We start from the raw sequence: 25133 nt of genomic DNA, 5'->3' as shown, positions 1-25133 counted from the left end.
AAATCTACACGCTGCCCAGCCATTGCTTCGTGCGCCCGGGATGGTTGGTGGCAACCCAACTGACCCCGAGCTCACGACACAGGTCCACATCCGCCTTGTCGTCGACGGTCCAGCAGTACGTCGCGCGACCCGCAGCGGCGGCCCGATCGACCAGATCGGGATGTTCGCGCAGCGCCTTGATCGACGGCCCGATCGCCGTAGCGCCCACAGCCGTCGACGCACCGCCGCCGAGGTACCGCGACGCGTCACCGAGCAGGACCGTCGGCAGCAGCGGTGCCGAACGACGCACTCGCCACACCGCACTCGCCGAGAAAGACATGACGACAGCGCGCGAATGATCGGCCGACGGCGGTGACGCGATCCCGAAGCGGTGCAGTTCCGCCAGGAGTTTGGCTTCGACCAATCCGCCGAATCGCACGGGGTGCTTGGTCTCGATGAACAGCTTCACCGGGCGCGCAAAATCCAGAGCGAGGGTGATGAGGTCGGAGAGAGTCAGCAGTTCGGCCGGTTCGCTCGTCGACCCGTAGTCCAGAGCGGTCAGCGAATCGAGCGTCATCTCGCTGACGATCCCCGTCCCGCTGGAGGTGCGGTCGACCTTGCGGTCGTGAACGCAGACCAGGTGTCCGTCGCGGGTGAGCCGGACGTCGCATTCGAGCCCGTCCGCACCCTCCTCGAGGGCCAGTTCGTAGGCGGCGAGGGTGTGCTCCGGCCGCGCAGCCGACGCACCTCGGTGCGCAACGACGAGTGGACCTCGACGATCTGGGCTCACAGGGCAGCGGTCTCCTTCTCGTCCAGCACCGTCTTCTCGTCCAGCACCGTCTTCTCTTCCAGCACCGAGCGCGGAACTGGCACCCACCGGGTTTCCGATTCCGGTTCACCGCGCCAGCTCTTGCGCTCGATCCGGCGGATCACGACGAGCGTCAACGCCGCGGTGACGGCAGCGATCAGTGCGATGAAAGCGTTCAGCAGAACCCCGTCGGCCATTGCCTGAATCCCCGGGCGTGATCGCCAGTACGCGTTGACCACCAGCAGCAGAGCGCTGAATCCCCAGAAGCCCCACCAGATCTTGACCAGCAGGGTTCCGCGCGGATCGCGGCGGACCAACTCGAAGAGATAAACGGCCGGCATCACCAGGTTGAGGATCGGCACAGCGCAGCCGACGACAACTTCCGACGCTGTGCGTGGATCGGATTCCCGGACACCTGCGAAGTGTTCACGACGCCGACGAAGCAGCCAGCACACAGAGGCGATTGCCGCGAAGACCGAGATCAGCAGTCCACCCAACTGAGTGAAGTACACGGCGGCGTCGGAGACCGTGAGCAACGGCTGCGGGATCAGCCTGGTGCGGTTGCGGACCAGGATCGCGTATCTGCCCAGTTCGGCGAACACTGCCAGTCCGTAGAGGATCGTTGCGAGCGTCAGCAACGGCCCGACTCGGTCGGCCATCCGGTCCGCTCGCGAGGGCGGCACCGGTGAGGTATCGACGACGTCCTGGAGTCCCCACTGCGGGACAGCGTCGTAGCGCGGAGTGGAGAAGCTACGGCGCACTGGTGCGTCCCCCACGCCGCGGGGGTCGGACGGGGAGCGCGCGATCCAGCGGAAGCCACGGCGGTTGGGCGGTTGGTAGATCTCGGTGCGGGTGGGGATCAGCAGGACCCCGCTGCAGCGCGGGCACCACTGCGTCGGGCCGCCGACGACAGGCCAGCGTGCGGCGCACCGGGCGCAGACCTGAACGACACTCACAACTTCGATTCTGTCACGCCGTATCGGTAACGGCAGCAAATGGATTCACTCCCGATTTGTGATCGAACCTCCACCGCGTTCACCTGCATTGTTCGAATAATGTGACCTCCGCCACTTAAAAACTCGAGTTATCCACAGTTTCCACAGGTTCATCCACAGTTCTGGATGAATGAATCGGGCTTTATCCACAGGTCACGGGCAAGACCCTGAGAATTTGCTGACAGGTGTTAGCGAACGATGCACAGGCTCGAGGATGAATTTGACACCGCAGGTCAGTGAACTTTCGGGCGTCGACGTCATTTATCCCGGCAAAGTTCACAATCCATTCAGAAAATGCTCCCGAAAAGACAGAAAAGACCGGTATCCCCTTTTTATGAGAAGTCGGTTTTTGACACACCTGGAAGCATGACCGTCGATGACTTCTCCACAGCCCGAGCCAACTCTGACGTTCACCCCGAGACGGGTCACGCAGCTCGCGTTCGTGTTGATCGGATGTCAGCTCGTCATTCGCATCTGGGTTGCCGCGAGCAATTACTTCTACTGGGACGACCTCATCCTGATGGGCCGCGGAGGACGCTTCCCACTCTTCTCGAGCGAACTCCTGCTCTACGACCACGACGGTCACTTCATGCCCGCGGCCTTCTTCTTCACCGGGTTGATCGCCCGTTTCGCGCCGTACAACTGGGCGCTGTCGGCGGCACTGCTCGTCGTCGGTCAGGCCGCCGCGTCGTTGGCGCTTCTGCGCACTCTTCGGTTGGTCCTCGGCCGGCGACCGGCACTGTTGATTCCGTTGATCCTGTATCTGTTCGTCCCGCTGACACTTCCGGCGTTCTCGTGGTGGGCAGCCGCGCTCAATGCATTGCCGCTCCAGATCGCGCTGGCCTGGGCATGCGGCGACGCGATCAAGCTGTACCGCACCGGGCAGGTGCGCTACGTGTTCTCGGGCACCGCGGTTTTTGTCGTCTCCTTGCTGTTCTTCGAGAAAGCAGTGCTCGTTCCGTTCGTCGCACTCGCTTTTCTGGTGCTGTACTTGCGCACACAAGGTGAAGGAACGCCGATACGAAGTGCGGTCACGAAGTGCCGACTCCTGTGGACGGCCTCCGCCGCCGTGCTCGCGTTCTGGATTCCGGTGTATCTGACAACTGTCGAATCTCCGATCACCGGATACGGCCGTTCGATGTCCACCGAACTGCTGCATCACGGAACGTCTTTGGGGATGCTTCCCACTCTTCTCGGCGGCCCCTGGCGCTGGGAGCGGTGGATCCCCAGCCCCGCCTGGGCCGATCCGCCGACGCTTTTGGTGGTCGCAGCCTGGGCCGCGCTGCTGACGACGGCCGTGATGACAGTGCGTGCCCGACGCGGCGCTGCCTGGATCTGGGCTGCCGCGGCGCTGTACTTCCTGGCCTCCGTGGTGGCGATGACCGCTACCCGATCCGACGCCGACACCACTTACGAGTTGGCGCAGACCTTGCGTTACTTCACGGATTCGGCGACGGTGTTCGCCCTCGCCGCCGCTCTTATTCTCGCTGCGCCTCGGCGACGTCCGGCCCGTTTGCCCGTCGCAGTCGCCGCCGGCCTGTCAGTGCTCTTCGTGATCAGTTCGCTCGTCTCGACCGTCACGTTCGTCGACATCTGGCGCGAGAACCCGACCCGCGACTACCTCGCGAACGCGCGAATGTCGTTGTCACAGAATCAGGATGCTCCACTGCTCGAGCAACCCGTCGCGATCGAAGTGCTCCTTCCCGTCGCCTTTCCGAACAATTTGGCAAGCAACGTTCTCGCGCCGCTGCCTGATCGCCCCGAATTCTCTTCCAGCACTCCGATTCTGCGCACCATCGACGACAGCGGTCAGATCGTCGATGCCGAAGTGACCTGGACGAGAAGGATTCCCGAAGGAACGGCGCCGAACTGCGGCACCCGTGCCGAAGGCCCGACCGAGCTCCCCCTCGACGGTCCCCTGGCCGGCTGGGAATGGACGGTTCAGCTCAATTACCTCGCGAGCACCGACGGAACGATCGATGTTGCGTTGGAGTCCGGTGACGCAGTATCGGTACCCGTGACCCAAGGTTTGCACTCGGCATTCGTGCGCCTGGTCGGCCACGGAAACAGTGTGAAGATCACGCCGACAACGCCGGGACTGACGCTGTGTTTCGGCGCCGGACAAGTCGGTGCCGTCGTCCCGACCTCCACAAAATAGTGGCAGAGTGGAAGTCATGGAGCTGCGTATATTCACCGAACCCCAGCAGGGCGCTACCTACGAACAACTACTGACTGTTGCCCAGACCGCCGAAAAACTCGGCTACGGCGCATTTTTCCGCTCGGATCACTATCTCGCCATGAATTCCGACGGCCTTCCCGGGCCTACCGACGCGTGGATCACGCTCGCCGGAATCGCCCGCGAAACATCCACCATCCGCCTCGGCACTCTGGTGACGTCGGCTACGTTCCGTCACGCCGGACCGCTGGCCATCTCGGTCGCACAGGTCGATCAGATGAGTGGTGGCCGCGTAGACCTCGGCATCGGTGCCGGCTGGTACGAGGAAGAGCACCAGGCGTACGGCATCCCGTTCCCGGCGCTCAAGGATCGCTTCGAACTGCTCGAGGAAACTCTCGACGTCGTGACCGGTCTGTGGCGTACGACGGTCGGCGACACGTTCGACTACGACGGTAAGCACGTGCAGATCAAGAACTCTCCCGCGCTTCCCAAACCGCACCAGGTCGACGGTCCGCCGATCCTGATCGGTGGCACGGGCAAGAAGAAGACTCCAGCGCTCGCCGCTCGGTTCGCAAACGAGTTCAACATCCCGTTCAAGTCCCTCGAGGAAACGAAGGACATCTTTGCGCGGGTTCGTCAGGCTTGCGTCGAGCACGAGCGCGATCCGAACGAATTGGTGTACTCCAACGCTCTCGTCCTGTGCTGCGGCCGCGACGAGGCGGAGATCAAGAAGCGCGCCGAGGCTATCGGACGCGACGTCGACGAGCTACGTGAGAACGGTCTGGCCGGAACACCTTCGGAGCTGGTCGACAAGATCGGCACTTTTGCCGAGGCCGGTTCACAGCGCGTGTATCTGCAGACTCTCGATCTCGCCGATCTGGATCATCTCGAACTCGTCGCAAGCGAGGTCATGCCCCAACTGCAGTAAGGAATGGGCCGGGATCTACAGCGCGTTCGCGTCGAGGAACGCGCGTAGGTCTCGGTCCCACTGGGCCGAGCGGGAACGGTCGAGAAAGACGCGCACCAGCATGAAAGCGATGACCAGCAGCGACATCACGCTGAACCAGGTGAAAACCCCGGTCACCACGGCTGCGACGTCGGCAGCGCTCTGAGTGATCGGAGCTACGGTCTTGTCGCCCTGATCATTGACGTAGATGGGGACCTCGGTGCCGGCGGGCGTCGCCGAGTCGACAGTGACATCACCCGTGTGAACCTGGCCGTTCCAGTTCCACTGCGCGCTGGCCATTTCGGTGGTCGGCGCAATGTAATCGGCTGTCGAGGCGGTGGTCTGCGTCGAATCTGCTGTCGTCGTCGCCGAAATACTGTGTAATTCGGCGGATTGTTTGGCGATCAGTGCGTTCTGGCTCGAAGCAGTCGCAGCCCCTGCCCATACCGCGAGAGGCAGGAGAAGAATCGCGAAAATGATCAGACCGAAGGACATGAACCCTTCGATCCGATCACTGCGGCGAACCATCGGATCGTGGCCTACATGAATTGTGCGTCGGAGCAGCGACGCAGTTCCTCGCGTACTACCTGACATTGTGAGCTCAGTTCTCTCGACGACACACTCTTACATCGAGATTCCCTTTGTTTCCATCTAGTTGCAAGTGTTAACGAGCTGAATCACATGTGTCCTCCAACACCTGTCCAGTTATTCGCTCGGCGGAAGGATGTCCGTCTGCGCCGGAACCTGATCCTGACGGAGCAATCCGACCGGGCAACTGACGCCCGTGGCATGCACCGGGCAGTAACCGCCGGGATTCTTCGCCAGATACTGCTGGTGGTAATCCTCCGCGTAGAAGAAGTCGCGCAGCGGACCGATTTCGGTGGTGATCGCTCCATATCCGGCTTCGGCAAGCCGTTCACCGAAAGCGACGGCCGACGCATGAGCGATTTCTTCCTGCTCCGCGGACGTCGTGAAGATCGCCGAACGGTACTGCGAGCCCTGGTCGTTACCCTGACGCATCCCCTGCGTCGGATCGTGGTTCTCCCAGAAGTGCGCCAGGATCTGCTCGTAGGAGATCACTGCGGGATCGAAGACCACCAGCACGACTTCGGTGTGACCCGTACGTCCGGAGCACGTCTCTTCGTACGTCGGGTTGGGCGTGAAGCCGCCCGCATAACCCGCAGCGGTCGTGTACACGCCGGGAAGCTGCCAGAACTCCTTCTCGGCGCCCCAGAAACAACCCATCCCTACGACGACGGTCTGCAGTTCGGCCGGAAACGGCGGCGTCAACGGATGCCCGTTGACGTAGTGCGCGGTCGGAACCGGCATTTTCTGCTCTCGGCCCGGGAGTGCGTCCTCAGGCGCGATCAGCGTGGATTTTGCGGACGCTCGTCCCAGAATGTCGTCGTACCAGCTCATGCTTCGATGCTACGCGCGAGCGACTGTTTCGCCACGCCGTGATCGCGCGGGCGCCGGGCAACTCCACCCACCGGTAGCCGATTTCTGCTACCGCGGCCGTGGCCAGAAGGAAGAGTGCAAACGCCAGCGTCGGTCCGACGTACAAAACGGTGTTCTCGACGACGCGGTACAGGATCAGGGTGTGCACGAGATAGATGACGTAACTACGCGTCGAGAGCCACTTCACGACCGGCCAGCGCGTCGGGACGCCGTCGTAGCGGCCGATGAGAACTACCGCTGCAGCGACTACCGAAATGGTCCACAGATAGTGCTCACCGGCCCAGTAGACGCGGAACTGGGTCGCCACGATGATGACGTGCATCTGGACGAGGACGGCCGCGATCAGCCAGCGGCCGGGAGCGAGCTTCGCCCACGCGAGGTACATGATCTGGCCGAGGAAGACGGCCGGCAGCGTCGCGGCGATCTTGGACAGCATCGGCACGGTGTACGGCAGCGGCGCGTAGACGTTGTAGAGCAGCACCAGCGAGCACAGCGCACCACCGGCGAGCGGCATGACGATCGGTCGCAGCCGCAGTATCGGGCGAGCCGCTACACATGCGAGATAAAAGAGGAATTGAACGGTGAGTGTCCAGGTCACTCCCAGAACTGCTACCTCGGGCTTGAGAAAGAATCCGCCGAGAAAAAAGCTCATCAACGCTTCGGTATCGGAAATACCTTCCTGACCGCTGAACATTCCGTTGATTCCGAGGCGGACCAGAAGAATGGCAATCGCGGTCGCCACCCAGAATGCGGGCAGCAGTCGACTGAATCGGTTGGTCAAGAACTTTCCGGGGCCGTCGCGAATCGCGGATCGCGTCACCAGAGCACCGGTAAGCATCATGAATACTGCGACGCCGACAAAAGAGAGGTGCTGGTTGAGTTCGGCAGGCTCGATCAAAACGCCGTAGACGACGTCGATCACCCACCAACCCGAGCCGAGATCGTCGATGACGTAGAAAGAGATGTGGGAGTAGATCACGGCGGCAACCGCCAGGGCTCGCAGCAGGTCAGCGCCCGGAAGATTCACCCGAGGCGCGGCCGCCTCTGGTGATTCCGGGAGGAAAACTGGTGCGGGCATCGCGCAAGTTTAAGGTTCCGTTCACCTTTACGACGAATTTGCGCATATTAGCTTACCCTTAGATCGGGGCAAGTTCGGTTTCCCAAACTTTATTCTTTGGTGATTACTACCTGAGCCGGACTGTTGCGGACGGTGTACGAATGTTATTGGGTGGAAACCCGAAGAATGATTTGCACATACGCGAGTGACGTCACGCCGTGACCGGTGATCGACGCACTCTAAAGCACCAGGGCTCACCAGCCCGCAAAGAAGGGACCCTCGTGTCTGTTTACACGCTGCCGGAACTCCCCTACGACTACGCAGCCCTCGAGCCGCACATCTCGGGCAAGATCATGGAGCTGCATCACGACAAGCACCACGCGGCTTACGTTGCCGGTGCCAACGCTGCACTCGAGAAGCTGGCCGAGGCTCGTGAGAACGACACCATCGCAGCGCAGGCCAACCTGCTCGAGAAGAACCTGGCGTTCCACCTCGGTGGCCACACCAACCACACCGTTTTCTGGAACAACCTCAGCGCTGACGGTGGCGACAAGCCCGAAGGTGAACTCGCCGCAGCGATCGACGACAACTTCGGTTCGTTCGATCTCTTCCGCGCTCACTTCTCCGCGAACGCCAACGCCATCCAGGGCTCCGGCTGGTCCATCCTCGCGTGGGACTCGATCGGACAGCGTCTGATCATCGTCCAGCTCTACGATCAGCAGGGCAACATCTCCATCGGCCTCACGCCGCTGCTGCTCCTCGACATGTGGGAGCACGCTTTCTACCTCGACTACCAGAACGTCAAGGGCGACTACGTCAAGGCATTCTGGAACATCGTCAACTGGAACGACGTTTCGGCTCGCTTCGACCGTGCACGTACCCAGACCGCAGGTCTGATCGTCTAGTCACGCTCTTCTTGCGAACGGCGGCGCCTCACCAGGGGCGCCGCCGTTCGTGTCAGCAGAGCACCACCGAGCAGGACCGTCGTGGCTCCGAAGACCAATGCCAGTGTGCGAGTTCCGGAGTCACCGCTGCTCGCGGTGGTCTGATTCACGGCCACCGGATCCGACAGCACCGAGGTCAGCTGAACCTGCTGCGGGGTGGTCATCGCGGGAATACCGGATTTTGCGCCGTCGAGGCCCGTGACCAGTGACTTGGCGATTCCTTGCAGCGTCGTGAATCCCTGGGTGATCTGATCGGTCACGTCACCGAGCATCTGCGGCGCCTGATCAGCGATGGGAATGAGGCCGTCGTTCAATTGTCCGGCAGCACTGCTCAGTTGATCGCTCGCGCCTTGCAGCTGCCCGACAGCGGTGCGGACTAGATCACCGAGCTCCGTATCGGGCCCGACCGAGCCACCCAACAGCGCCGGAACGGTGCCCAATTGCGCATTCAGCGCACCGAGATCCGAACTCACACCGGCCAGTTGCGCTGTCACGTCAGGCGGGATAGGAAGGCCGTTCAGCGCAGTCTGCAGCGTGTCGATTCGTGTCTTCAGTTCCGCGGTCGAGGTCGACGCCTCCCCAAGCGTCAGGCCCAGTGAGTCCGCGCGCGTGGCCAGCTCTTCCGCCGACCCCGACGCCTGATCGACAACACCGGACACCTGATCCGCGACGCTCATCAGCTCCAACGCCCCGGACCGTGCGGTCTCGAGGTACGGCAGCAGAGTGCCTGCGCCTGCTTTCACCTGATCGATGGACTTTCCGGCCTCGTTGGTTCCGGCGACCAGAATCTGTGCGGTGGTGAGGTTTTGATCGATCGAGCGTCTGGCGGCCGACGTCTGAGCCAGCAGGCCCTTGATGCCGTCCGCGCCGACCTGCGCCGATACGGCCCGAGTCAACTCGGCCGACTTCTCCGAATCCGAGCCCTTCACCTCGAGGTCGACGCTCGCCTGCCGTGGATCCATGCCGAACATCGACGCGACGGTTTCGCTGAAGTCCTCCGGCACGGTCAACGTCGCGAAGTAGTTCCCGCCGGGGTTGTCGACCACCTGGAAGTCGAAGTCTTCGTTCTTGCCCAACGTGTCCACCAGCGTGTCGCCGGCCCGAAGTTCCTTGCCGTCGAGCGTGGTTCCCGCGTCGGCGTTCACGATCGCGACGGTGTTCGAGGTGTCGGCACCGCCCGCGAAGATCACGAACCCGATCCCCGCCACCGCAGCCGCGACGATCGCGGCCACACCACCGACTGCCAGCCGTCGACCGAGTCGTGACGGCCGGCGATGGGAGTTTTCTGTGGTGTTCTCGGCGCTCATGGGCGAGACGATAAAGCAACAACTTGTAGAAACACTGAGAGCCCTAGTCTGCGGGCGTGGCCGGCTTCTCAGACTCCTCGGGTTCCTCCTTCGGCATGTCCCGAGGCCCACTGATCAGGATGTCGGCCCAGCGCGTGGCTGGGTCGATGTCGAGCAGGACGGCCTTCACCAACAACGAGAGCGGGATCGCCAGCAGCGCTCCGAGCGCCCCGAGAACCCACGACCAGAAGACAAGTGAGAGGAACGTCATCGTCACCGACAGTCCGACGGCGTCGCCGACGAACTTGGGTTGGATGATGGACTGGATCACGAAGTTGATGATGGAGTAGACGACGATCACCCACAGCATCAGCCACGGCCCGCCCTGCAACAGTCCCAGGAGCGCCGGTGGAATCACGCCGATGACGAACCCGATGTTGGGGATGTAGTTGGTGATGAAGGACAGCAACGCCCACAGGACGGGCAGCTGAATGCCCATGAGCCACAGCGCGCCACCGTCGAGTACCGCCACGATGAGACCGAAGACCGTCGAGACCACCAGGTATTTGCGAGTTCCGGCGGCAAAGGTGGAGAGCGCGTAGGAGATTTCGGGACGTTGCTCGGACAACACATGCAACCGCGAGCGGATGCTCATGCCGTCGAAGGCCATGAACAACAACAACGCGAGAATGAACACCAGATCCGACAGGATGCCGAGCAGGCCCTCCAGCCCGCTTTCGAGTACGCCCACAACCTTCGTGAGATCGACACTGCTGAGCGTGCTTTGGATCTGTTCGGTGCTCACTCCGAAGTCGGCCAACTTGTCGCGGCCCTCGTTGAGGAGGTTGGTCATCTCCTCGGAGTACTGCGGCAGGATCGTCGCCAACTGAGCCGTCGACACGATCAACGACGCCGCCAACCCGAGCAGGATCAAGTACACGGTGACCAGTGAGCCGAGCATCCCGACCCACTTGGGCCACCCTCGGCGCTGTGACCAATCCTGAATGGGCTGAACGGCAATCGTCAGCACCAGGGCCAGGAATACCGGTCCGAGGATGCCGCCGAACACCTTCATTCCGCCGACGGCGACCACGGTGGCGGCAATACCGAGCAGGACGATCAAACCGCGCGGGATCGACCAGTTCTCACTACCGGACAGCGTGGGGATCGGAGTGGGAGCCTCGACGGCCGGCTTTCCCTTCTTAGAGAACACCGGCTTCCTTTGCCCGGCTCCTGATCTGGAATGCTCCCACGATCATGAAGAGGCCGAACAGGATTGCGTACCAACCCAACAACCAGATGAGGCTGATGATGCCTTCGCCGGGCGCGATGAGAAGAATGATGCCGAAGATGACAGCAAGCACCGATGCGGCGAGCAACCATCCCCAACTGGATCCGGGCAGCGCCTTCATCTTGAAGGCGCCGACAATTCCGAAGATTCCGAACATGATGGCGTAGAAGGCAATTATGTACAGCAGCACCAGCGCAGTGATGCCCGGCCAGACCAGCGCGACGATGCCGGCTCCGACCGAGACGACGCCCGTGAACACCCACCAACCCCACGAGCTCAGATGCTCGCGGTCCCGGATGGCGCGAACTATCGTGATCAAACCGTCGGCGATGGAGTAGATACCGAACAGGAAAACCAAGGCCACCACGGTAATTCCCGGCCACACGAGCGCGATTATTCCGAAGATCACGCCGAAGATTCCGCGGATCAGGATCATCCACCAGATCTCTTTGCCGTACTGCACGAACGGATTCTGCGTGACCATCAGTAGCCTCCGAAACAAGCGGGTGTCTCTGACCGATTCAACAGCTCTTCAAACAGGGCAGTACCGACAGATCGTATGACTCTTGTGACCTTTCCGCCCATCGAAACGCGCGGCTGATACCGAGTTGTGCTCTTCGGGTACGAAGCGAGGGGACTTTCAGCCTGCTTCTCGAATACTTGCTTCTCGAATACCGGGCGCAGTCCACGATCCCGACAGCACTGCAGCCTTCGGCCAGTACAGGCGCAGAAAGACGTTGAAGTCGCCGGACGGAGCCGGCAGCCAGTTCCGCTCCTTCTCACCACCAGGGGATTCGTGCTGAAGATAGATGTCGAGGGAACCGTCGTCGGCAAACACCAGATCGCTTCGATCGCCAATCGCGTATCGGTCGATCGGGTTGTCCACGAAGAACTGCCGCTCGTTCATCATCGTGAGCGACCAGAAGCCCTCGACCGGTGGCAGCTCGTCCTTCTCGAAGTGCAGGACGTACTTCTTCGCCCCGGTCAGCGGCTTCCCGTCGACGTCCGTCGTGGCATGCGGGTACACGGCATCAGCATCGAGATTGGCCCCGAAACCGAGCCAGACGATCAGAGCCCGCTGAGCGTAATGGGTTCCGTAGTGCCCCAAGCCGCGGTGCATCGTCCAGCCGTTCTTCGGACTGCCCTCGGCCTCTTCGGCGATCTCGCTCAGCACGTCCATACCGGTTCGCGCAGCTCTATCGAGGGCATCACGTACCTCCTGCGGACGCGACCTCCAGGGCAAGGAGGAGCCGATTCCTATGTCGGACAGTTGTTTCATCATCTCGGTGTCCTCCGGACGCGGAGGATTGTCGTCGAGAAGTGCGTCGAGTCTGGTGAAGAATGCCTCGCCGTCCATGGCGGCCACCTGGTCCACCGGCGGCGTCCGCGTGTCGACGGCAGGGTTCACCGGCATTTCACCAGGCGTGTAGTCCTGCGGGTCACCCGTCCACTCCGACAGAGGAGTGAGTCGCGTCCGGTCCTGCAGGCTGTGCACTTCTGCCAGGTCTGTTCCCCCCGACGTCGCGTAGCGGGCGACTATCCAGTTCATCGCTGTCGGAGACCGCAGCAGCGTCAAACCCTTGGGCACGTTGCCTTTCCAATTCGGCCCGGCCACCAGGTACGGTCCCCCGGTCCGCCCGACTGTCCGAGATCCCGGAACCGTGAACACGTCGCTCCACGCGTCGAGGATGGGGACCAGCCAGTACCGCGTGCCGAAGTCCGGCAGTGAGAGCACCTGCGGTTCCGTCGAGACGTCCAGCCACCCCGACGAGTAGAGAGTGTCCGCGTTGGGTGAGACGACATCGGTGAAGGTCGCATCCGGCGTCGTACGCGCGTAGGCGAACTGGTTGAGCGGGGCTTTCATCGCCACCGGCGTAGGCACCGCCGTCATGACGTCCCGCGATACCGCAGCAATCAACAGGGGATATCCGAAGATCCATGCCTGCGTTGCCAGGTCTTCCAGCCGAGAACGGTTCTTCGACAGAGTCATGCCTGCGCATACCACTGCCCTCACCAGCGCAAACCTGGCTGGCACTCTCCCTCTCTTGTGTGCCAGTACCGAATGGGTGCATATTTCGATTACCCAACGAGGTGTGCCGGACCGACGCATGCGCGTCTGCCCGAGATTTGCCCCAGCACCGAGGGAGGAACAGAAATGAACAGAAACGAAGCAATAGGCATTTCTCCGTTCCAAGCCGCTGGGTCTTTGCAGGGGTTCGTCATTTCCGGTCGTTGGCCGGACACCACCCAGGAGTGGGCGCAGCTTCTCGCATTGGCCGTCCGCGTGGCCTCGATGCCAGGTTTGTTGCCGACCACGACGGTCTTCGGGGTCCGTGAAGACGTTCCCGAAGATCCGCAGCCGGGCACCGTCGGTCTGGTGGTCGCCGAAGGTCCGGTACTCGGCGATTTCGCCTTGACACCCGGCCGTTTCTCCGACCATCAGCCACCGGCGCTGATCATGCTGCACCCACCGTCGGAAACCACGCCCAGCCTGCCGGAATGCGAGGGCAGCGCGTCGGGGTGTGTACTGCTGCCAGGCCTTCCCTATCTGGGTTTGGAGCATCGTGCGGCGTGGGTCGAGGCTGAGCCGGACGGCACAGTCGTCTCCATGATCAGTCGTGTCGGCATCGATCCGATCAGCGATCCCGACACCGCTGTTTTGGCCATGCTCCTCGCCTCGTGACGGCCCCGGTAAGCGATAAGTTCGGACTCCCAAACTTGCTGTGCGCTTTGCCAATTCGTTTCAGGCGCGCTAACGTGGGCAGCAACGAAGGGGAGTAGCCCCCAATCGCCCGTGTCGACATACTGGTTCGACGCGCTCCGCCTGGTGCGGATCGCGAAGCACCCGGCCTGGCGAACCGAAGGTCTTGTGGCCTCGGTGGGCGAGACCTTCGGCCGGACAAGCGCACCCACTGCGCCTGCCCAGGCCGGAGGCTCGCATTTTTCCTCCGACCTACACCGACCGGAGGAGTAAATCTTGCTTGCCGCAATACTTTTGAGTTTCGGCGTCATTTTTGTCGCAGAACTCGGTGACAAGTCGCAACTGATGGCAATGACGTTTGCCTTGCGCTATCGCTGGTGGGTCGTCCTCGGCGGAATCACCGTCGCCACCACCCTTGTTCACCTCGTCTCGGTCGCCGTCGGCCACTACCTGGGCGTCGCCCTCCCCACCGCGGCGATTTCCATCGTCGGCGGTATCGCTTTCCTGATCTTCGGCCTCTGGACCTTGCGCGGTGACGATCTCACCGACGACGAGCAGAACAAGGCCGGTCGCGTCACGCGATCCGCCTTCATCGCCGTCGCCTCGGCCTTCTTCCTGGCAGAACTCGGCGACAAGACCATGCTCGCCACCATCACCCTTGCCACCGACAACGACTGGATCGGCGTCTGGATCGGGTCGACGGTAGGCATGGTGGCGGCCGACGCTCTCGCCATCATCGTCGGCTCGGTGCTGGGCAAGCACCTTCCGGACGGATTCATCAAGATCGGCGCCGCGGTGCTGTTCTTCGTCTTCGGTGTCTGGCTGCTGCTCGAGGGCATCTTCCCGGACTCGTCGGCCGGCATCATCGGCGGTGGCGTTGTCCTGGCCGTGTCCGTGCTGGGCGCACTGGCTCGGATGATCTGGAAGCGCTCCCGTGCGACCGACTCCGCTACGCACCTCGTCGACGACAATCGGACGCCGATCGACTGACGCTCAGCGAAGAAGGTCGCCGGCACCCCAAATTGCGATCGGGACATGACCTTCCGCCACTCCGCTCGGTCCGAGTAACTGCCCGAACCGCTTCATCGGGTACAGCGAGACACGTCGATCGAGGATCCGCACACTACCGATTCGGCGGAGTCGATCCTCGACGACAAGACTCTGCGCGAGGCTGCTCAGCCACACGCTGATCAACATGTTCGCTGTTCCGGTAGTCGCCACCAACAATCTGATCTCCGGCCAACTCGACACAAGATTGCCGAGTTCGTCGGTGGAACCGTCCACAGCGACGTCGAAGATCACTTCGAACGGTGAACCGACGGCCTGTTGCGAGACATCGCAGCGGAAAATCAACTGTTGCGACGCAGTCAGTTGGGCCAAGCGCCGTCGAATCGCAGTCTCGTTCGTTCCACAAATCGCGGCGAGACGCGCATAGCTGGCACGTCCGTCACGGCCGAGCTCCTCCAACAGGGCACCGTCGGACTCACGGAACACTGTCGGATCTGCCGGCACCGCAGCGCCCTTTGTCGATGCCGTTGCCAGCTGAGCGCGACCCGCTTGCCCCAGAGCGCCCGGCTCCCAGCTGAACCCGTCCCGGTACACCTTCACCCCGACCCGGCTTCTGATCGACAGAATTCCAGGATCGGCGGCAAGGTGCTCACACACCAAGGCGTCCAAACTCTTGTGGTCGGCGGCCACGACTCCGACGAAATACTCGTACTCGCCTTCCGTCCTGGCCAACAGATAGGCACAGGAGAGTTGACGTAACAGCTCCCCCACGTCGGCAACGGAATCCTGTGTGGTCCTGATCAGGAGATAGCCGAATATGTGGGTTCGACCGATTGCGACCGCGTTGACCCACGAATGACCGTTCGAGACGAGGCGACGCCACCGGCGGGCGATCGTCGTCGAATCCATGTCGAGCACTGACGACAACTGCGTCCACGACGCGCGGGGGTTGAGCTGAAGTGCATTGATGATCTCCAGATCAGATTCCGCGATGACAAATGCGTCGGATTCCGGCTTCATCGGCCCAGTATTGCCGGATTACTGCATTCTGGTCGGTGATCCCTGCCTGTTTGCCAAAGATGTGTGAATCACTTCACAGGTTCACCACTTGGAGGCCCAGTGCTTCGCTCCACCAAAGTCACGGTCGCGTTGCTGTTCGTCGCGTACGCGATCGACTACATAGATCGGCTGGCGATCAACCTCGCTCTCCCCTTGCTCGGTGAGGAGTTCGATCTCGACTACTCCCAGCGTGGATTGATCATCTCCACGTTCTTCATTGCATACACGCTGGCCCAACTGCCTGGTGGACTGCTCGCCGATCGATACGGCGCAGTCCGGATGGCTCTGATCGGGTTGGTGGCGTGGAGTGTCTTCACCGGCCTCACTGCCCTTGCCTGGTCGTTCGGGACGCTTCTGGTTGTTCGCTTTCTCTTCGGTCTCGCGCAGGGCGTGTTTCCGGCAGCTGCAGTAAAGCTCGTTGCCGAGCGGAGCATCCCGGAGCAACGTGCCACTGCCACAGGATGGATGAACAGTTCCAACGCCGTCGGTACGCTTCTTGCCATCGTTGTTGCGGCAGCACTTCTCCCGTTGATCGGCTGGCGTGGAATGTTTCTGGCCGTCGCGGCGCTCGGCGTACTCTCGCTCGTCAGCATCAAGTTGTGGCTCCCGCCGGCACTTCCGGCGGAGAACGACCACGGTCCGGATTCCTCCTGGGACAACATGCGCACCGTACTTCGCTCCCGCGCGATGTGGCTCTTCGCCTTGATGTTCTTCGGATACGACTTCGTGATCTGGGGGATGTCGTCGTGGGTTCCGTCCTACCTCCATGACGAACGTGGAATCGCCCTCTCGAGTGCAAGCCTCCTTCTGATTCCGGCTACCGTGGTGGCCGCCGTGACCACCGTCATCGGCGGGCGAATCTCCGATCGGCTGGCTGGCAACAGTCGTGTCGTCGTGGTGCCGTCCATGCTCGCGTGCATCGTGATGCTCGTTTCGATTCCTTTCGTCTCCAACACGGCCTTGTTCGTCGTTCTCGTCACCCTCGGATCTGCCGCTGCCTCTTTCGCTTTCATGCCGTGTTTTGCACTGCCCCTGCGGGCTCTGCCTTCTTCGGTGGTCGGGGCCGCCTCGTCGATGATCATTTTCGGCGGCATGGTCGCCGGAATAGTCGCACCGCTTGTATTCGGATTCATCGTGGACCATCTCTCCTGGTCAGCGGCGTTCGTATCGCTCGCACTCGGGCCCGTCGTGGCGATCGTCGCGGTCATGGCAGCACCACAAACCCGAGAAAAGATGCTGAACCTGGTGCAACTGAAAACCGCCAACTGAAAGAAGATCAACCATGAATCAACTGCTTTCGAATCTCGAGTTCGGAGACCCGTCGCGGTTGCGAACCGTCGAGCCGCACTGGTTCGAGCTCTACCGGGACCTACACGCACACCCCGAGTTGTCCGGCGACGAAACTCGCACCGCCGCAATTGTTGCCGAGGAACTTCGGCGAATCGGCGGCTGGGACGTCACGGTCGGTGTCGGCGGTACGGGTGTCGTCGGTGTTCTCGAAGGGAGCAGCGGTCCGGTGATCCTGCTACGCGCCGACATGGACGCGTTGCCGGTGGCAGAAGACACCGGGCTGTCCTACGCCTCCAGAACTGATGGAGTCATGCATGCGTGTGGCCACGATGTCCACGTAACCGCGCTACTTGCCACGTGCGCCGCACTTTCCGCGGATCCGACATCGATCACCGGGACTGTTGTCGCGGTCTTCCAGCCTGCCGAGGAGACCGGCTCCGGCGCTCGTGCGATGGTCGACGACGGAATCTTCGACCGCTTCCCGCGACCGGACCTCTGTCTGGGACAGCACGTGGGCCCAACTCCGGCGGGGATGTTGGTCAGCAAACCCGACATCTTGATGGCAGCATCCGACACGATACGAGTGGTCTTTCACGGCCGTGGTGGACACGCGTCCTCACCGTACGCATGCATCGACCCTTTGTTGATGGCAGCGTCTTTCGCGCTGCGCATTCAAAGTCTGGTGGCTCATGAAGCGGCAACCCCGACAGCACCTGTGCTCACGGTGGGAGCCTTGCACGCCGGCACAGCTGCGAACATCATTGCCGACGACGCCGAACTGCTACTCAGCCTGCGAACTTTCAGTGCGTCGTCGCGAGATCACATGCTCGAATCGGTGGGCAGGATCGCTCGCGCAGAAGCTGACGGGGCAGGCGCCGTCGAACAGCCGGACGTTCATGCGTACAACGGCTTTCCGGCCACGGTCAACACTCCGGACGCCACGTCCACGGTGATGTCCGACCTGCGACAGGCCGGCTTGGGAATGCATACTCTGTCACAACCACTTTCGGGTAGCGAGGACTTCGGCATCTTCGGCACCGCCGCCCAATGCCCTTCCGTATTCTGGCATTTCGGCGGAACGGCACTTCAAAGTTTCGACGGAACCGCCCTTGCCGCGCTCGCCGAGGGACGGATACCACCCGGCACGCCGTCGAATCATTCACCGCGCTTCGCCCCAGATCCCGCCGCGGCCCTACCCGAAGGTGTCACAGCCATGACCGCGGCCGCGCTGGGAGCCCTTGCGCGGAGCGCGTGATTCCCACACAGACTTACCCAGGGAGATAACGTCATGTCAGACGAACTGCACTACCTCAGCGCCACCGAAGCCATTGCTCACTTTCGCGCGCGGGAATTGTCTCCGGTCGAACTGCTACAAGCAGTCGTCGACCGAACCCAGAAGTTCGAACCTCACATCAATGCCTTCACCGAAGAGATGTTCGACGAGGCACTCACCGGCGCTCGGGAAGCCGAGAGCCGATATCTCGGCCACGGACCCGATCCGCGGCCGCTCGAGGGAATTCCGGTAGCTGCCAAGGAAAAACACGCTATTGCCGGAAGGTCTCTGACCGAAGGTTCGCTGGCGGGGCGCGGCAACATCGCCCGCGAGAACGCACCCGTGATCGACCGAGTTCTGGCAGCAGGCGGCCTGATTCACGCACGCACGACGACACCGGAATTCTGCGTCGCGGCGTTCACACACTCTCCTTTGTGGGGCGTGACCCGCAATCCCTGGAACCTCGATTACAGTCCCGGCGGCTCCTCCGGCGGAGCCGGCGCCGCACTGGCCGCCGGAACTACTACTCTGGCAACAGCATCCGACATCGGCGGGTCGACACGAGGCCCGGCAGGCTTTACCGGCACCGTCGGTCTCAAGGCCTCGTACGGGCGTATCGCCGGGGTCGCCCCGCTGTCCATGGATTCCTACCGTGGCGACGGTCCGATGGCCCGAACTGTTGACGACGCAATTCTCTTGGCCAACGTTCTGATCGGGCCGGATCCGCGTGACCATTCTTCGCTGAAGCCGGCGATCACGCTGCCACACGAGTACCCGTCGGTCGAGGGAATGCGAATTGCCCTGTGCCTGCGGCTCGGTGACTTCCCCATCGAGCCTGACATCGAGGCGAACACCCGGGCTCTCGCACAGTCGTTGGTCGATGCCGGCGCGATCGTCGAGGAGATCGAGTTGCCGTGGACTCGTGATTCGATGGCAGCAGCGGTGAAAGTCCATTTCGGAACGATCATGGGTGCATCCGTGGCGGAAGTTGCTCGCGTCCACGGTGATCTTCTTGCCGACTACACGCTCGACAACGTCGCGATCACGTCGAAGGGCGCTGCGGAAATGTCATTTCTGGACGGCCTTCGCAAGGAAACCCAAATGCAACGAGAGCTCGCCGAGGCGATGGCTCCCTTCGATGCGCTGATCTGCCCGACTTCGGGCACCATCGCCTTCCCGGCAGGCGAGTCTTTGCTCGACGGCCTCACTGTGGCGGGTCAGCACGTGAATACCACCGCCGAAGCACTTCTCACATTGCCGTTCAACGTCGCCAATCGGTGCCCCGTATTGGCGGTGCCGAGTGGACACGCACACAACGGCGTTCCCACGGGCGTCCAGATCGTCGGCCATACGTACGACGAACCGACCGTGTTCCGGATCGGCAAAGCACTGGAGAAGATCCTCCCGTGGGCATACACCGACCAGCATCAACCGAAGCTGAATGTGGTGGCGCCGGCTTCCTCGTGATCGCTGAGGAGATCAGAGCTTGGCCCTGATCTCCTCAGCGATCGGCTGGAACTGCTCGAGGAATGTCAGGGCCCAACCGAAGGACGCGACGCCCTCGTAGTCGAACGAGTACACCTGATCATTCTTGACGGCGCGCAGACGCTGGAAGATGGTGTCGTTCGCCAACTTCTCGTTGATGGGGCCCTTGCCACTGTTGGTGATGATGACGTCGGCCTCGTCGAGTAGCTCCAACTGCTCCTTCGGGAACCACTCGTTGCTGCCGGCGGGAATTGCGAGCGAACGGTCGTTGAACTGGAACCCGGCCTCGCTGATGACCGTCGTCTGATACTTGGTCGGCGAGTACAGCGAGAAACCACTCTCCTCGAAGTACGTGGTGTAGACGACCTTCACCTTGCTCAGCACATCAGCGTTGTCGCTGCGGAACTTGGCGATCCGCGCCTCGTACCGATCTGCCAACTCTTGAACCTTCGCGCTCTGGTTCAGCGCGTCCGCGACTCCGAAGGCGCGCTCCTTCCATGCGTACTGCCCGTCCTCGGCAAAAACCGCGGTCGGTGCGATCGACCGGATCTGCTCGTAAAGATCCGGGTTGTTCTCCGACAGCAGGTTGGTCATCACGATCAGGTCGGGAGACAAAGCCGCTATCGCCTCGGCGTTGGGCTCGTACCAGCGTCCCACCTTCGGGAGAGACCGCAGAGCGGACGCATAGGGTTCCGGGACGCCGTCGGCGTTCTCGTAGTCGACCGGCAATCCGACCGGTGTGAACCCGGCGTCGAACATCGCGGGGCCCGTGTAGTAATCGGCGCTGACCACCCGTTGCGGGTTGGTGGGCACTTCCACCTGCCCCAGAGCCGTGTTGATGGTGCGCATCGAACCCTCGGCCGATTCACCGGAGCTGGTTCCGCAGGCCGTGAGCAATCCGATCCCCGCCAAGGCACCGGCTCCGAGGAAACCGCGTCGGGTAAGTGCTGCGGTGATGCGAGCGAATTCGGCATCGGTGTCAGCGCTGGGCAATAGAAGTGATGTCATGAAAGTGCCTCCAAAGCGCCGGTTTCGAGTTCGTTGAGCCAATTGATTGCAGTGCCGTAGTCGGTGACCTGAGTGCTGATTCCGAATACCCGGCCCGAAGCTGCTGCCGGAATGCGGCTCCACAGCGGGCTGGCGAAGACGGATTTCATTCCTGCAGAATCAGTTCCGTTCGGCTGCTTCGGGTAGATGACGACGGTGACGTCCCGCAGCATTTCGAGTTGTTCGAGCGGGAAGGCTTCGAAGCCGGTGGCTGGGCGCAGGTCCGGGATGAATTCGCCGCGGGTCACGTTCAGGTCGGCGAGCATCGCGCCGGTCACTCCGGTTGGATACAAGATGGAGAAGTGCCCTTCCGAACCACCGATAGCAACCTGGGCCCACCGATTCTCGCCAAGCTGCGCGGCGTATTCGGTGCGGATTCGCTCTTGCATCGCCTGATACTTCTCGCGATTCGACGTCAATGCCGAACCCTTGTTGACCGCGTCTGCGACACCCTCGGCGACAGCGCGCCAATCCGATCGGTTCGTGCCCGAATACACCGCTGTCGGAGCAATTTTCGAGAGCTCGCGGAACATGTCCTCGTCGATCTCGTACGCATCGCCGACGATGAGATCAGGCGCGGCAGCCACGACGGCTTCGCGGTTGACCTCGAGGAAAACCCCCACCGTGGACAAGCCGTCGATGAACTTCTGCTGTGTCGGGGTGAACTGGTCGATGTACGCGCTGTAGTCGAGCGTCGCGACGGGTCGGGCGCCGACGGCTTGCAACTGCCACGGGGTGTTGTATGAGACGGCGACGATGCGCTGCGGATCGACGGGAACATCCACGGATCCGTAGTGCGTCTGCACAGTACGAGTTGCGCCGTCCGCACCGTCCCCGCCCTCCCCACTACCGCATCCGACGAGAGCAAGTGTGGACAGCGCGGCGGCACTTCCGCCGAGAAAGCCGCGTCGAGTCAGGGCAGCGGTGATGCGAGCGAACTCTGCATCGGTATCTGGAGTCGGTAACAGGAGCGATGTCATGGGTTTCCTGACGGTTATCCGAATTAGGGCTACCTAAAATTACTCTCACCTGCGCCGTTACGGTGAAGCCTCTTGGCCAAGACATATCTCTTTCGCGCCAAGCCTCCAATCGTTGAACTGGTATTACCACTTGACCTCTTACCGAGAAGCGGGTTACGGTCGGTACATGTTTCAACCCGTTGCACGTACCTCGGCCTCCGGCGCAGTCTTCGACCAGATATCGGTGAAAGTGCTGGCCGGAGAGCTGGCTGCGGGTGAGGCACTACCCAGCGAGCGCAAGCTCGCCGAGGCATTCGGCGTCTCGCGGCCCGCAGTCCGCGAGGCAATTCAGAAGCTCGCCCAGGCCGGACTCGTCGAGGTCCGCCAGGGCGAGTCCACGTCGGTGCGCGATTTTCGACGCCAGGCCGGACCCGAACTTCTCCCCCAGCTGCTGGTGCGCGACGGCGTCCCCGACCTGAGCGTGGTGCGCAGCGTCCTGGAAACTCGCGAGTTGATGGGACCGCAGATCGCTGTGCTGGCCGCCCGTCGCATCTCCGCGGAATCCGCCCGAGAACTCGACACGGCCGTTGATCAACTAGGCGCCACCGAAGATCCAGTGGAGTTGCAAGACCGCGCTCTGGCGTTCTGGGACGTCGTCGTCGACAGCGCAGATTCCATTGCCTTCCGTTTGATCTTCAACAGCCTTCGGGCTGCATACGAGCCGGTTATGACCGCACTTGCATCCGTCATGGTCGCCGAAGTCGGCCAGACCGACCTGTATCGAAAACTGGCCTCCGCCATCACTTCACACGACGAGCCAACTGCCGAGACGTCAGCCGCACAGCTCCTTCACACCGGCACGACGGCAATCGGCGACGCTCTCACCTTCCTGGAAGGACTGAAACCATGAGCAAGCCTCTCACTCTCGCCGATGCCGCACGGACGTTCCGCAAGTCACCGACGCCGTGGATGATCGGCACCATGCTGCTGGCCGCCGCGGCGGCGCGCATCGCAGTGGGCAACTGGCAGATCACCGACGCCCTCGTTCCGCTCGTGATGCTTGCCGCATTCCCCTTCGTGGAGTGGATCATTCACGTCTTCGTTCTCCATTGGAAGCCGCGAACCATTGCCGGCGTCACACTCGATTCACGGCTGGCGCGCAGCCATCGGGAACACCACTTTGCGCCGCGAACCGTCTCACTCATCTTCATCCCGTGGCAGACGCTCCTGATCGTGATTCCCGTTCTGACAGCCGTCGCCCTCCTGACATTTCCCCGCGTCGAACTCGGTCTGACGTTCCTGACCTTCATTTCCGTGCTCGGCCTCGGTTACGAGTGGACACATTTCCTCATCCACAGTGACTACAAGCCGAAAACTGCTCTCTACCGGTCGGTTTGGCGCAATCACCGCAACCACCACTTCAAGAACGAGCACTACTGGTTCACCGTCACCACCGCGGGAACTGCCGATCGCGTACTGGGCACGTACCCCGATCCCAAATCCGTCGAGACCTCCCCGACAGCCAAGAACCTGCACGGCGCAGCGTCCAAGCTGTGAAGGAAGACCGATTCCTGGCCCCCAGCTGGCAATGAACTTGAACTTGCCTGTGTATCAGCAATTTTCGTTGAAACTCGTCAGAACCGTGCTTAGTGTCGATGGAGTCAGAAGTTCGAAAACGCTGTAACCGAAGGACACAACACATGTTCAACGATGTATTCAACAACGTCATCCACCCGATGGTCACGAACTTCCAGCAGTTGGGCCCCCAGCAGTTCATTCCGCAGCAGTTCATCCCACAGGGAGTGTTCCAGCAGGCGCCGCAGGCAGCAGAGCAGGCAGTGACGATCTTCGGTAGCTGATACCGCAATCCACAGATAGCGCCACTCAGGGGTCGTCCGTCCAATATGCTGGACGGACGACCTGAGTGCCTCCGCCTGACAAGGATCCCCATGACCGCGAACACCCCCATCCACGCTTTCACCGACGACGCCCTGGGCGACCTCGACGCCACCGGCGTCGCCGCCCGGATCGAATCAGGCGAGGTGACCGCACGGGAAGTCATGGAGGCATCGATCGCCCGCGCCGAGGCAGTGCAGGGGCAATTGAACGGTCTGGCCTGCACTGATTTCGATCGTGCCCTCGCCAGGAGCAACCGGCCCGCCAAGGGCGTCTTTGCCGGTGTCCCCACCGCGATCAAGGACAACACCGACAGCGCCGGCCTTCCCACCCAGCAGGGCAGTACCGCCTTCACCGCGATCCCCGCCAAAGCCGACAGCGATTTCGCGAAGCAGTTCCTCTCCACCGGGGCCATTTCGATCGGCAAGACCCGACTGCCCGAGTTCGGATTCAGTGCGTCCACCGAATACATGACGGAAGAACCCGTGCACAACCCGTGGAATCCGGCGTACTCGTCGGGCGCTTCCTCGGGAGGCGCAGCCGCGCTTGTTGCTGCCGGCGTACTCCCGATCGCGCACGCCAACGACGGCGGTGGATCGATTCGCATTCCCGCCGCTGCCTGCGGACTCGTCGGACTCAAACCCACTCGCGGACGCACCATCGCCGATCCGGCCGACAAGTCGATGCCGATCCGGTTGATCGCCCAGGGCGCCGTTACTCGCACTGTTCGCGACACTGCACGATGGATGTCTGCGGCTGAGAACTACTACCGCAATCCGCGACTCGCACCGGTTCGCTTGATCGAAGGACCCAGCTCAACCCGCCTGCGCGTCGGCGTGATCGCCGATTCCGTCACCGTCACCAAGACGGACGACGAGACGCGCAAGTCCGTCGAAGCTACGGCCGAACTCCTTGCAAGCCTTGGCCATCATGTCGAGGACGCAGCACTGCCCGTCGGCCCCGAATTCATCGACGACTTCAGCATTTACTGGGGCTTTCTGTCGTTTGCCATCTCCACCGGTGGCAAACAAATGCTCGGACCCGACTTCGACAAGTCCGGCACCGACAATCTCACCAAGGGCCTCTACACGCTGTACCGGAAGAACCTGGTGAAGACGCCGCGCGTGCTCTATCGTCTGCGACGGCTCCAGCAGCAATACAGCGCCATGTTCTTGAAGTACGACGTCGTGCTCTCGCCGGCTCTGGGGCACACCACCCCCGAGCTTGGATACCTCTCTCCCGCTCAGCCTTTCGAGGAGCTTTTCGACAAGCTGATCGCGTACACATCGTTCACGCCACTGAACAACATTTCCGGAGGTCCCGCGATTTCGCTACCGATGCATCAGACCAGCAATGGTTTGCCGTTGGCTGCGCATTTCTCCGCCGATCTCGGCGACGAGCGCACGCTCCTCGAATTGGCCTTCGAACTGGAAGAGGCTCAGCCCTGGAGAAGAATCCAGGACTGAGCCCCACCC

Annotated in this window: 24 protein-coding genes; 12 read left to right on the top strand and 12 right to left on the bottom strand. The window is 61.9% G+C overall.

Annotation, left to right across the window (positions count from 1 at the left end; genetic code table 11):
* Nucleotides 1-4: 4 nt before the first annotated feature.
* Together RHP72_RS00985 and RHP72_RS00980 are read right to left on the bottom strand one after the other, a co-directional pair.
* Complete coding sequence (locus tag RHP72_RS00985; RefSeq protein WP_042920594.1) at nt 5-769, bottom strand: glycerophosphodiester phosphodiesterase; 765 nt, start codon at nt 767-769, stop codon at nt 5-7.
* On the bottom strand, nt 766-1743 hold the full coding sequence (locus RHP72_RS00980; protein WP_311094210.1) for a DUF4328 domain-containing protein: 978 nt from the start codon (nt 1741-1743) through the stop codon (nt 766-768). Before RHP72_RS00980 ends, RHP72_RS00985 begins: the two co-directional genes overlap by 4 nt.
* A gap of 415 nt (nt 1744-2158) precedes the next feature.
* On the opposite strand from RHP72_RS00980, the gene RHP72_RS00975 reads away from it, so the two are divergent.
* Complete coding sequence (locus RHP72_RS00975) at nt 2159-3940, top strand: hypothetical protein (RefSeq protein ID WP_311094209.1); 1782 nt, start codon at nt 2159-2161, stop codon at nt 3938-3940.
* A 16-nt stretch (nt 3941-3956) separates the two neighbouring features.
* On the top strand, nt 3957-4886 hold the full coding sequence (locus RHP72_RS00970) for an LLM class F420-dependent oxidoreductase (protein WP_058038067.1): 930 nt from the start codon (nt 3957-3959) through the stop codon (nt 4884-4886).
* A 15-nt stretch (nt 4887-4901) separates the two neighbouring features.
* On the opposite strand, the gene RHP72_RS00965 is transcribed toward RHP72_RS00970, so the two are convergent.
* The 3 genes from RHP72_RS00965 to RHP72_RS00955 form a co-directional block, all read right to left on the bottom strand.
* Nucleotides 4902-5432 (bottom strand): hypothetical protein, encoded by a 531-nt coding sequence (locus RHP72_RS00965; RefSeq protein ID WP_003944143.1) that lies wholly within the window; start codon nt 5430-5432, stop codon nt 4902-4904.
* Between the two features lie 177 nt (nt 5433-5609).
* On the bottom strand, nt 5610-6323 hold the full coding sequence (gene msrA, locus RHP72_RS00960; protein ID WP_020905733.1) for a peptide-methionine (S)-S-oxide reductase MsrA: 714 nt from the start codon (nt 6321-6323) through the stop codon (nt 5610-5612).
* The gene (locus RHP72_RS00955; RefSeq protein WP_047272742.1) at nt 6262-7440 is read right to left on the bottom strand and encodes an acyltransferase; all 1179 of its coding nucleotides are present in this window, start codon (nt 7438-7440) and stop codon (nt 6262-6264) included. The genes msrA and RHP72_RS00955 overlap by 62 nt, the downstream gene beginning before the upstream one ends.
* A gap of 260 nt (nt 7441-7700) precedes the next feature.
* Here RHP72_RS00955 and RHP72_RS00950 point away from each other — a divergent pair, with 260 nt between their 5' ends.
* Complete coding sequence (locus RHP72_RS00950; protein ID WP_003944189.1) at nt 7701-8324, top strand: superoxide dismutase; 624 nt, start codon at nt 7701-7703, stop codon at nt 8322-8324.
* Here RHP72_RS00950 and RHP72_RS00945 read toward each other — a convergent pair.
* The 4 genes from RHP72_RS00945 to RHP72_RS00930 form a co-directional block, all read right to left on the bottom strand.
* The gene (locus tag RHP72_RS00945; protein ID WP_311094208.1) at nt 8321-9670 is read right to left on the bottom strand and encodes a hypothetical protein; all 1350 of its coding nucleotides are present in this window, start codon (nt 9668-9670) and stop codon (nt 8321-8323) included. The two genes, RHP72_RS00950 and RHP72_RS00945, sit on opposite strands and share 4 nt — an antisense overlap.
* A gap of 43 nt (nt 9671-9713) precedes the next feature.
* A complete protein-coding gene (locus tag RHP72_RS00940) occupies nt 9714-10862 on the bottom strand; it encodes an AI-2E family transporter (protein ID WP_311094207.1) in 1149 nt (382 codons plus the stop codon).
* Entirely contained in the window at nt 10852-11424 is a 573-nt protein-coding gene (locus RHP72_RS00935; RefSeq protein ID WP_003944155.1) for an HdeD family acid-resistance protein, read from the bottom strand. The genes RHP72_RS00940 and RHP72_RS00935 overlap by 11 nt, the downstream gene beginning before the upstream one ends.
* A 156-nt stretch (nt 11425-11580) precedes the next feature.
* The gene (locus RHP72_RS00930) at nt 11581-12930 is read right to left on the bottom strand and encodes a DUF1254 domain-containing protein (RefSeq protein WP_054831751.1); all 1350 of its coding nucleotides are present in this window, start codon (nt 12928-12930) and stop codon (nt 11581-11583) included.
* A gap of 165 nt (nt 12931-13095) precedes the next feature.
* Here RHP72_RS00930 and RHP72_RS00925 point away from each other — a divergent pair, with 165 nt between their 5' ends.
* A complete protein-coding gene (locus tag RHP72_RS00925) occupies nt 13096-13623 on the top strand; it encodes a hypothetical protein (RefSeq protein WP_003944138.1) in 528 nt (175 codons plus the stop codon).
* Between the two features lie 294 nt (nt 13624-13917).
* Entirely contained in the window at nt 13918-14631 is a 714-nt protein-coding gene (locus RHP72_RS00920) for a TMEM165/GDT1 family protein (protein WP_058227350.1), read from the top strand.
* A gap of 3 nt (nt 14632-14634) precedes the next feature.
* Here RHP72_RS00920 and RHP72_RS00915 read toward each other — a convergent pair whose 3' ends face one another.
* Nucleotides 14635-15669: an Lrp/AsnC family transcriptional regulator gene (locus RHP72_RS00915; RefSeq protein ID WP_311094206.1), complete on the bottom strand. Its 1035-nt coding sequence runs from the start codon at nt 15667-15669 to the stop codon at nt 14635-14637.
* A 99-nt stretch (nt 15670-15768) separates the two neighbouring features.
* Here RHP72_RS00915 and RHP72_RS00910 point away from each other — a divergent pair, with 99 nt between their 5' ends.
* The 3 genes from RHP72_RS00910 to RHP72_RS00900 are packed head-to-tail and all read left to right on the top strand — an operon-like array spanning nt 15769 to nt 19738.
* The gene (locus RHP72_RS00910; RefSeq protein WP_311094205.1) at nt 15769-16977 is read left to right on the top strand and encodes an MFS transporter; all 1209 of its coding nucleotides are present in this window, start codon (nt 15769-15771) and stop codon (nt 16975-16977) included.
* 13 nt (nt 16978-16990) lie between these two features.
* Nucleotides 16991-18253, top strand: coding sequence for an amidohydrolase (locus RHP72_RS00905; protein WP_030535849.1), 1263 nt, complete (start codon nt 16991-16993; stop codon nt 18251-18253).
* Between the two features lie 33 nt (nt 18254-18286).
* Nucleotides 18287-19738, top strand: coding sequence for an amidase (locus RHP72_RS00900; RefSeq protein WP_311094204.1), 1452 nt, complete (start codon nt 18287-18289; stop codon nt 19736-19738).
* A gap of 12 nt (nt 19739-19750) precedes the next feature.
* Here RHP72_RS00900 and RHP72_RS00895 read toward each other — a convergent pair whose 3' ends face one another.
* Both RHP72_RS00895 and RHP72_RS00890 read right to left on the bottom strand, forming a co-directional pair.
* Complete coding sequence (locus RHP72_RS00895; protein ID WP_047272737.1) at nt 19751-20764, bottom strand: ABC transporter substrate-binding protein; 1014 nt, start codon at nt 20762-20764, stop codon at nt 19751-19753.
* The gene (locus tag RHP72_RS00890) at nt 20761-21783 is read right to left on the bottom strand and encodes an ABC transporter substrate-binding protein (RefSeq protein ID WP_212634060.1); all 1023 of its coding nucleotides are present in this window, start codon (nt 21781-21783) and stop codon (nt 20761-20763) included. The genes RHP72_RS00895 and RHP72_RS00890 overlap by 4 nt, the downstream gene beginning before the upstream one ends.
* Nucleotides 21784-21949: 166 nt before the next feature.
* Between RHP72_RS00890 and RHP72_RS00885 the strand changes: the two genes are divergently transcribed.
* The 4 genes from RHP72_RS00885 (at nt 21950) to RHP72_RS00870 (ending at nt 25124) form a co-directional block, all read left to right on the top strand.
* The gene (locus RHP72_RS00885; RefSeq protein ID WP_311094203.1) at nt 21950-22672 is read left to right on the top strand and encodes a GntR family transcriptional regulator; all 723 of its coding nucleotides are present in this window, start codon (nt 21950-21952) and stop codon (nt 22670-22672) included.
* Nucleotides 22669-23319 (top strand): sterol desaturase family protein, encoded by a 651-nt coding sequence (locus tag RHP72_RS00880; protein WP_030535853.1) that lies wholly within the window; start codon nt 22669-22671, stop codon nt 23317-23319. Before RHP72_RS00885 ends, RHP72_RS00880 begins: the two co-directional genes overlap by 4 nt.
* Before the next feature lie 143 nt (nt 23320-23462).
* Entirely contained in the window at nt 23463-23621 is a 159-nt protein-coding gene (locus RHP72_RS00875; RefSeq protein WP_003944172.1) for a hypothetical protein, read from the top strand.
* 90 nt (nt 23622-23711) lie between these two features.
* Nucleotides 23712-25124 (top strand): amidase, encoded by a 1413-nt coding sequence (locus RHP72_RS00870; protein ID WP_042453230.1) that lies wholly within the window; start codon nt 23712-23714, stop codon nt 25122-25124.
* Nucleotides 25125-25133: the final 9 nt, after the last annotated feature.

The organism is Rhodococcus sp. SG20037 (genome assembly GCF_031763325.1).
GTDB classification, from domain to species: domain Bacteria; phylum Actinomycetota; class Actinomycetes; order Mycobacteriales; family Mycobacteriaceae; genus Rhodococcus_F; species Rhodococcus_F qingshengii.
This window is presented reverse-complemented; position numbering and strand designations above follow the sequence as displayed.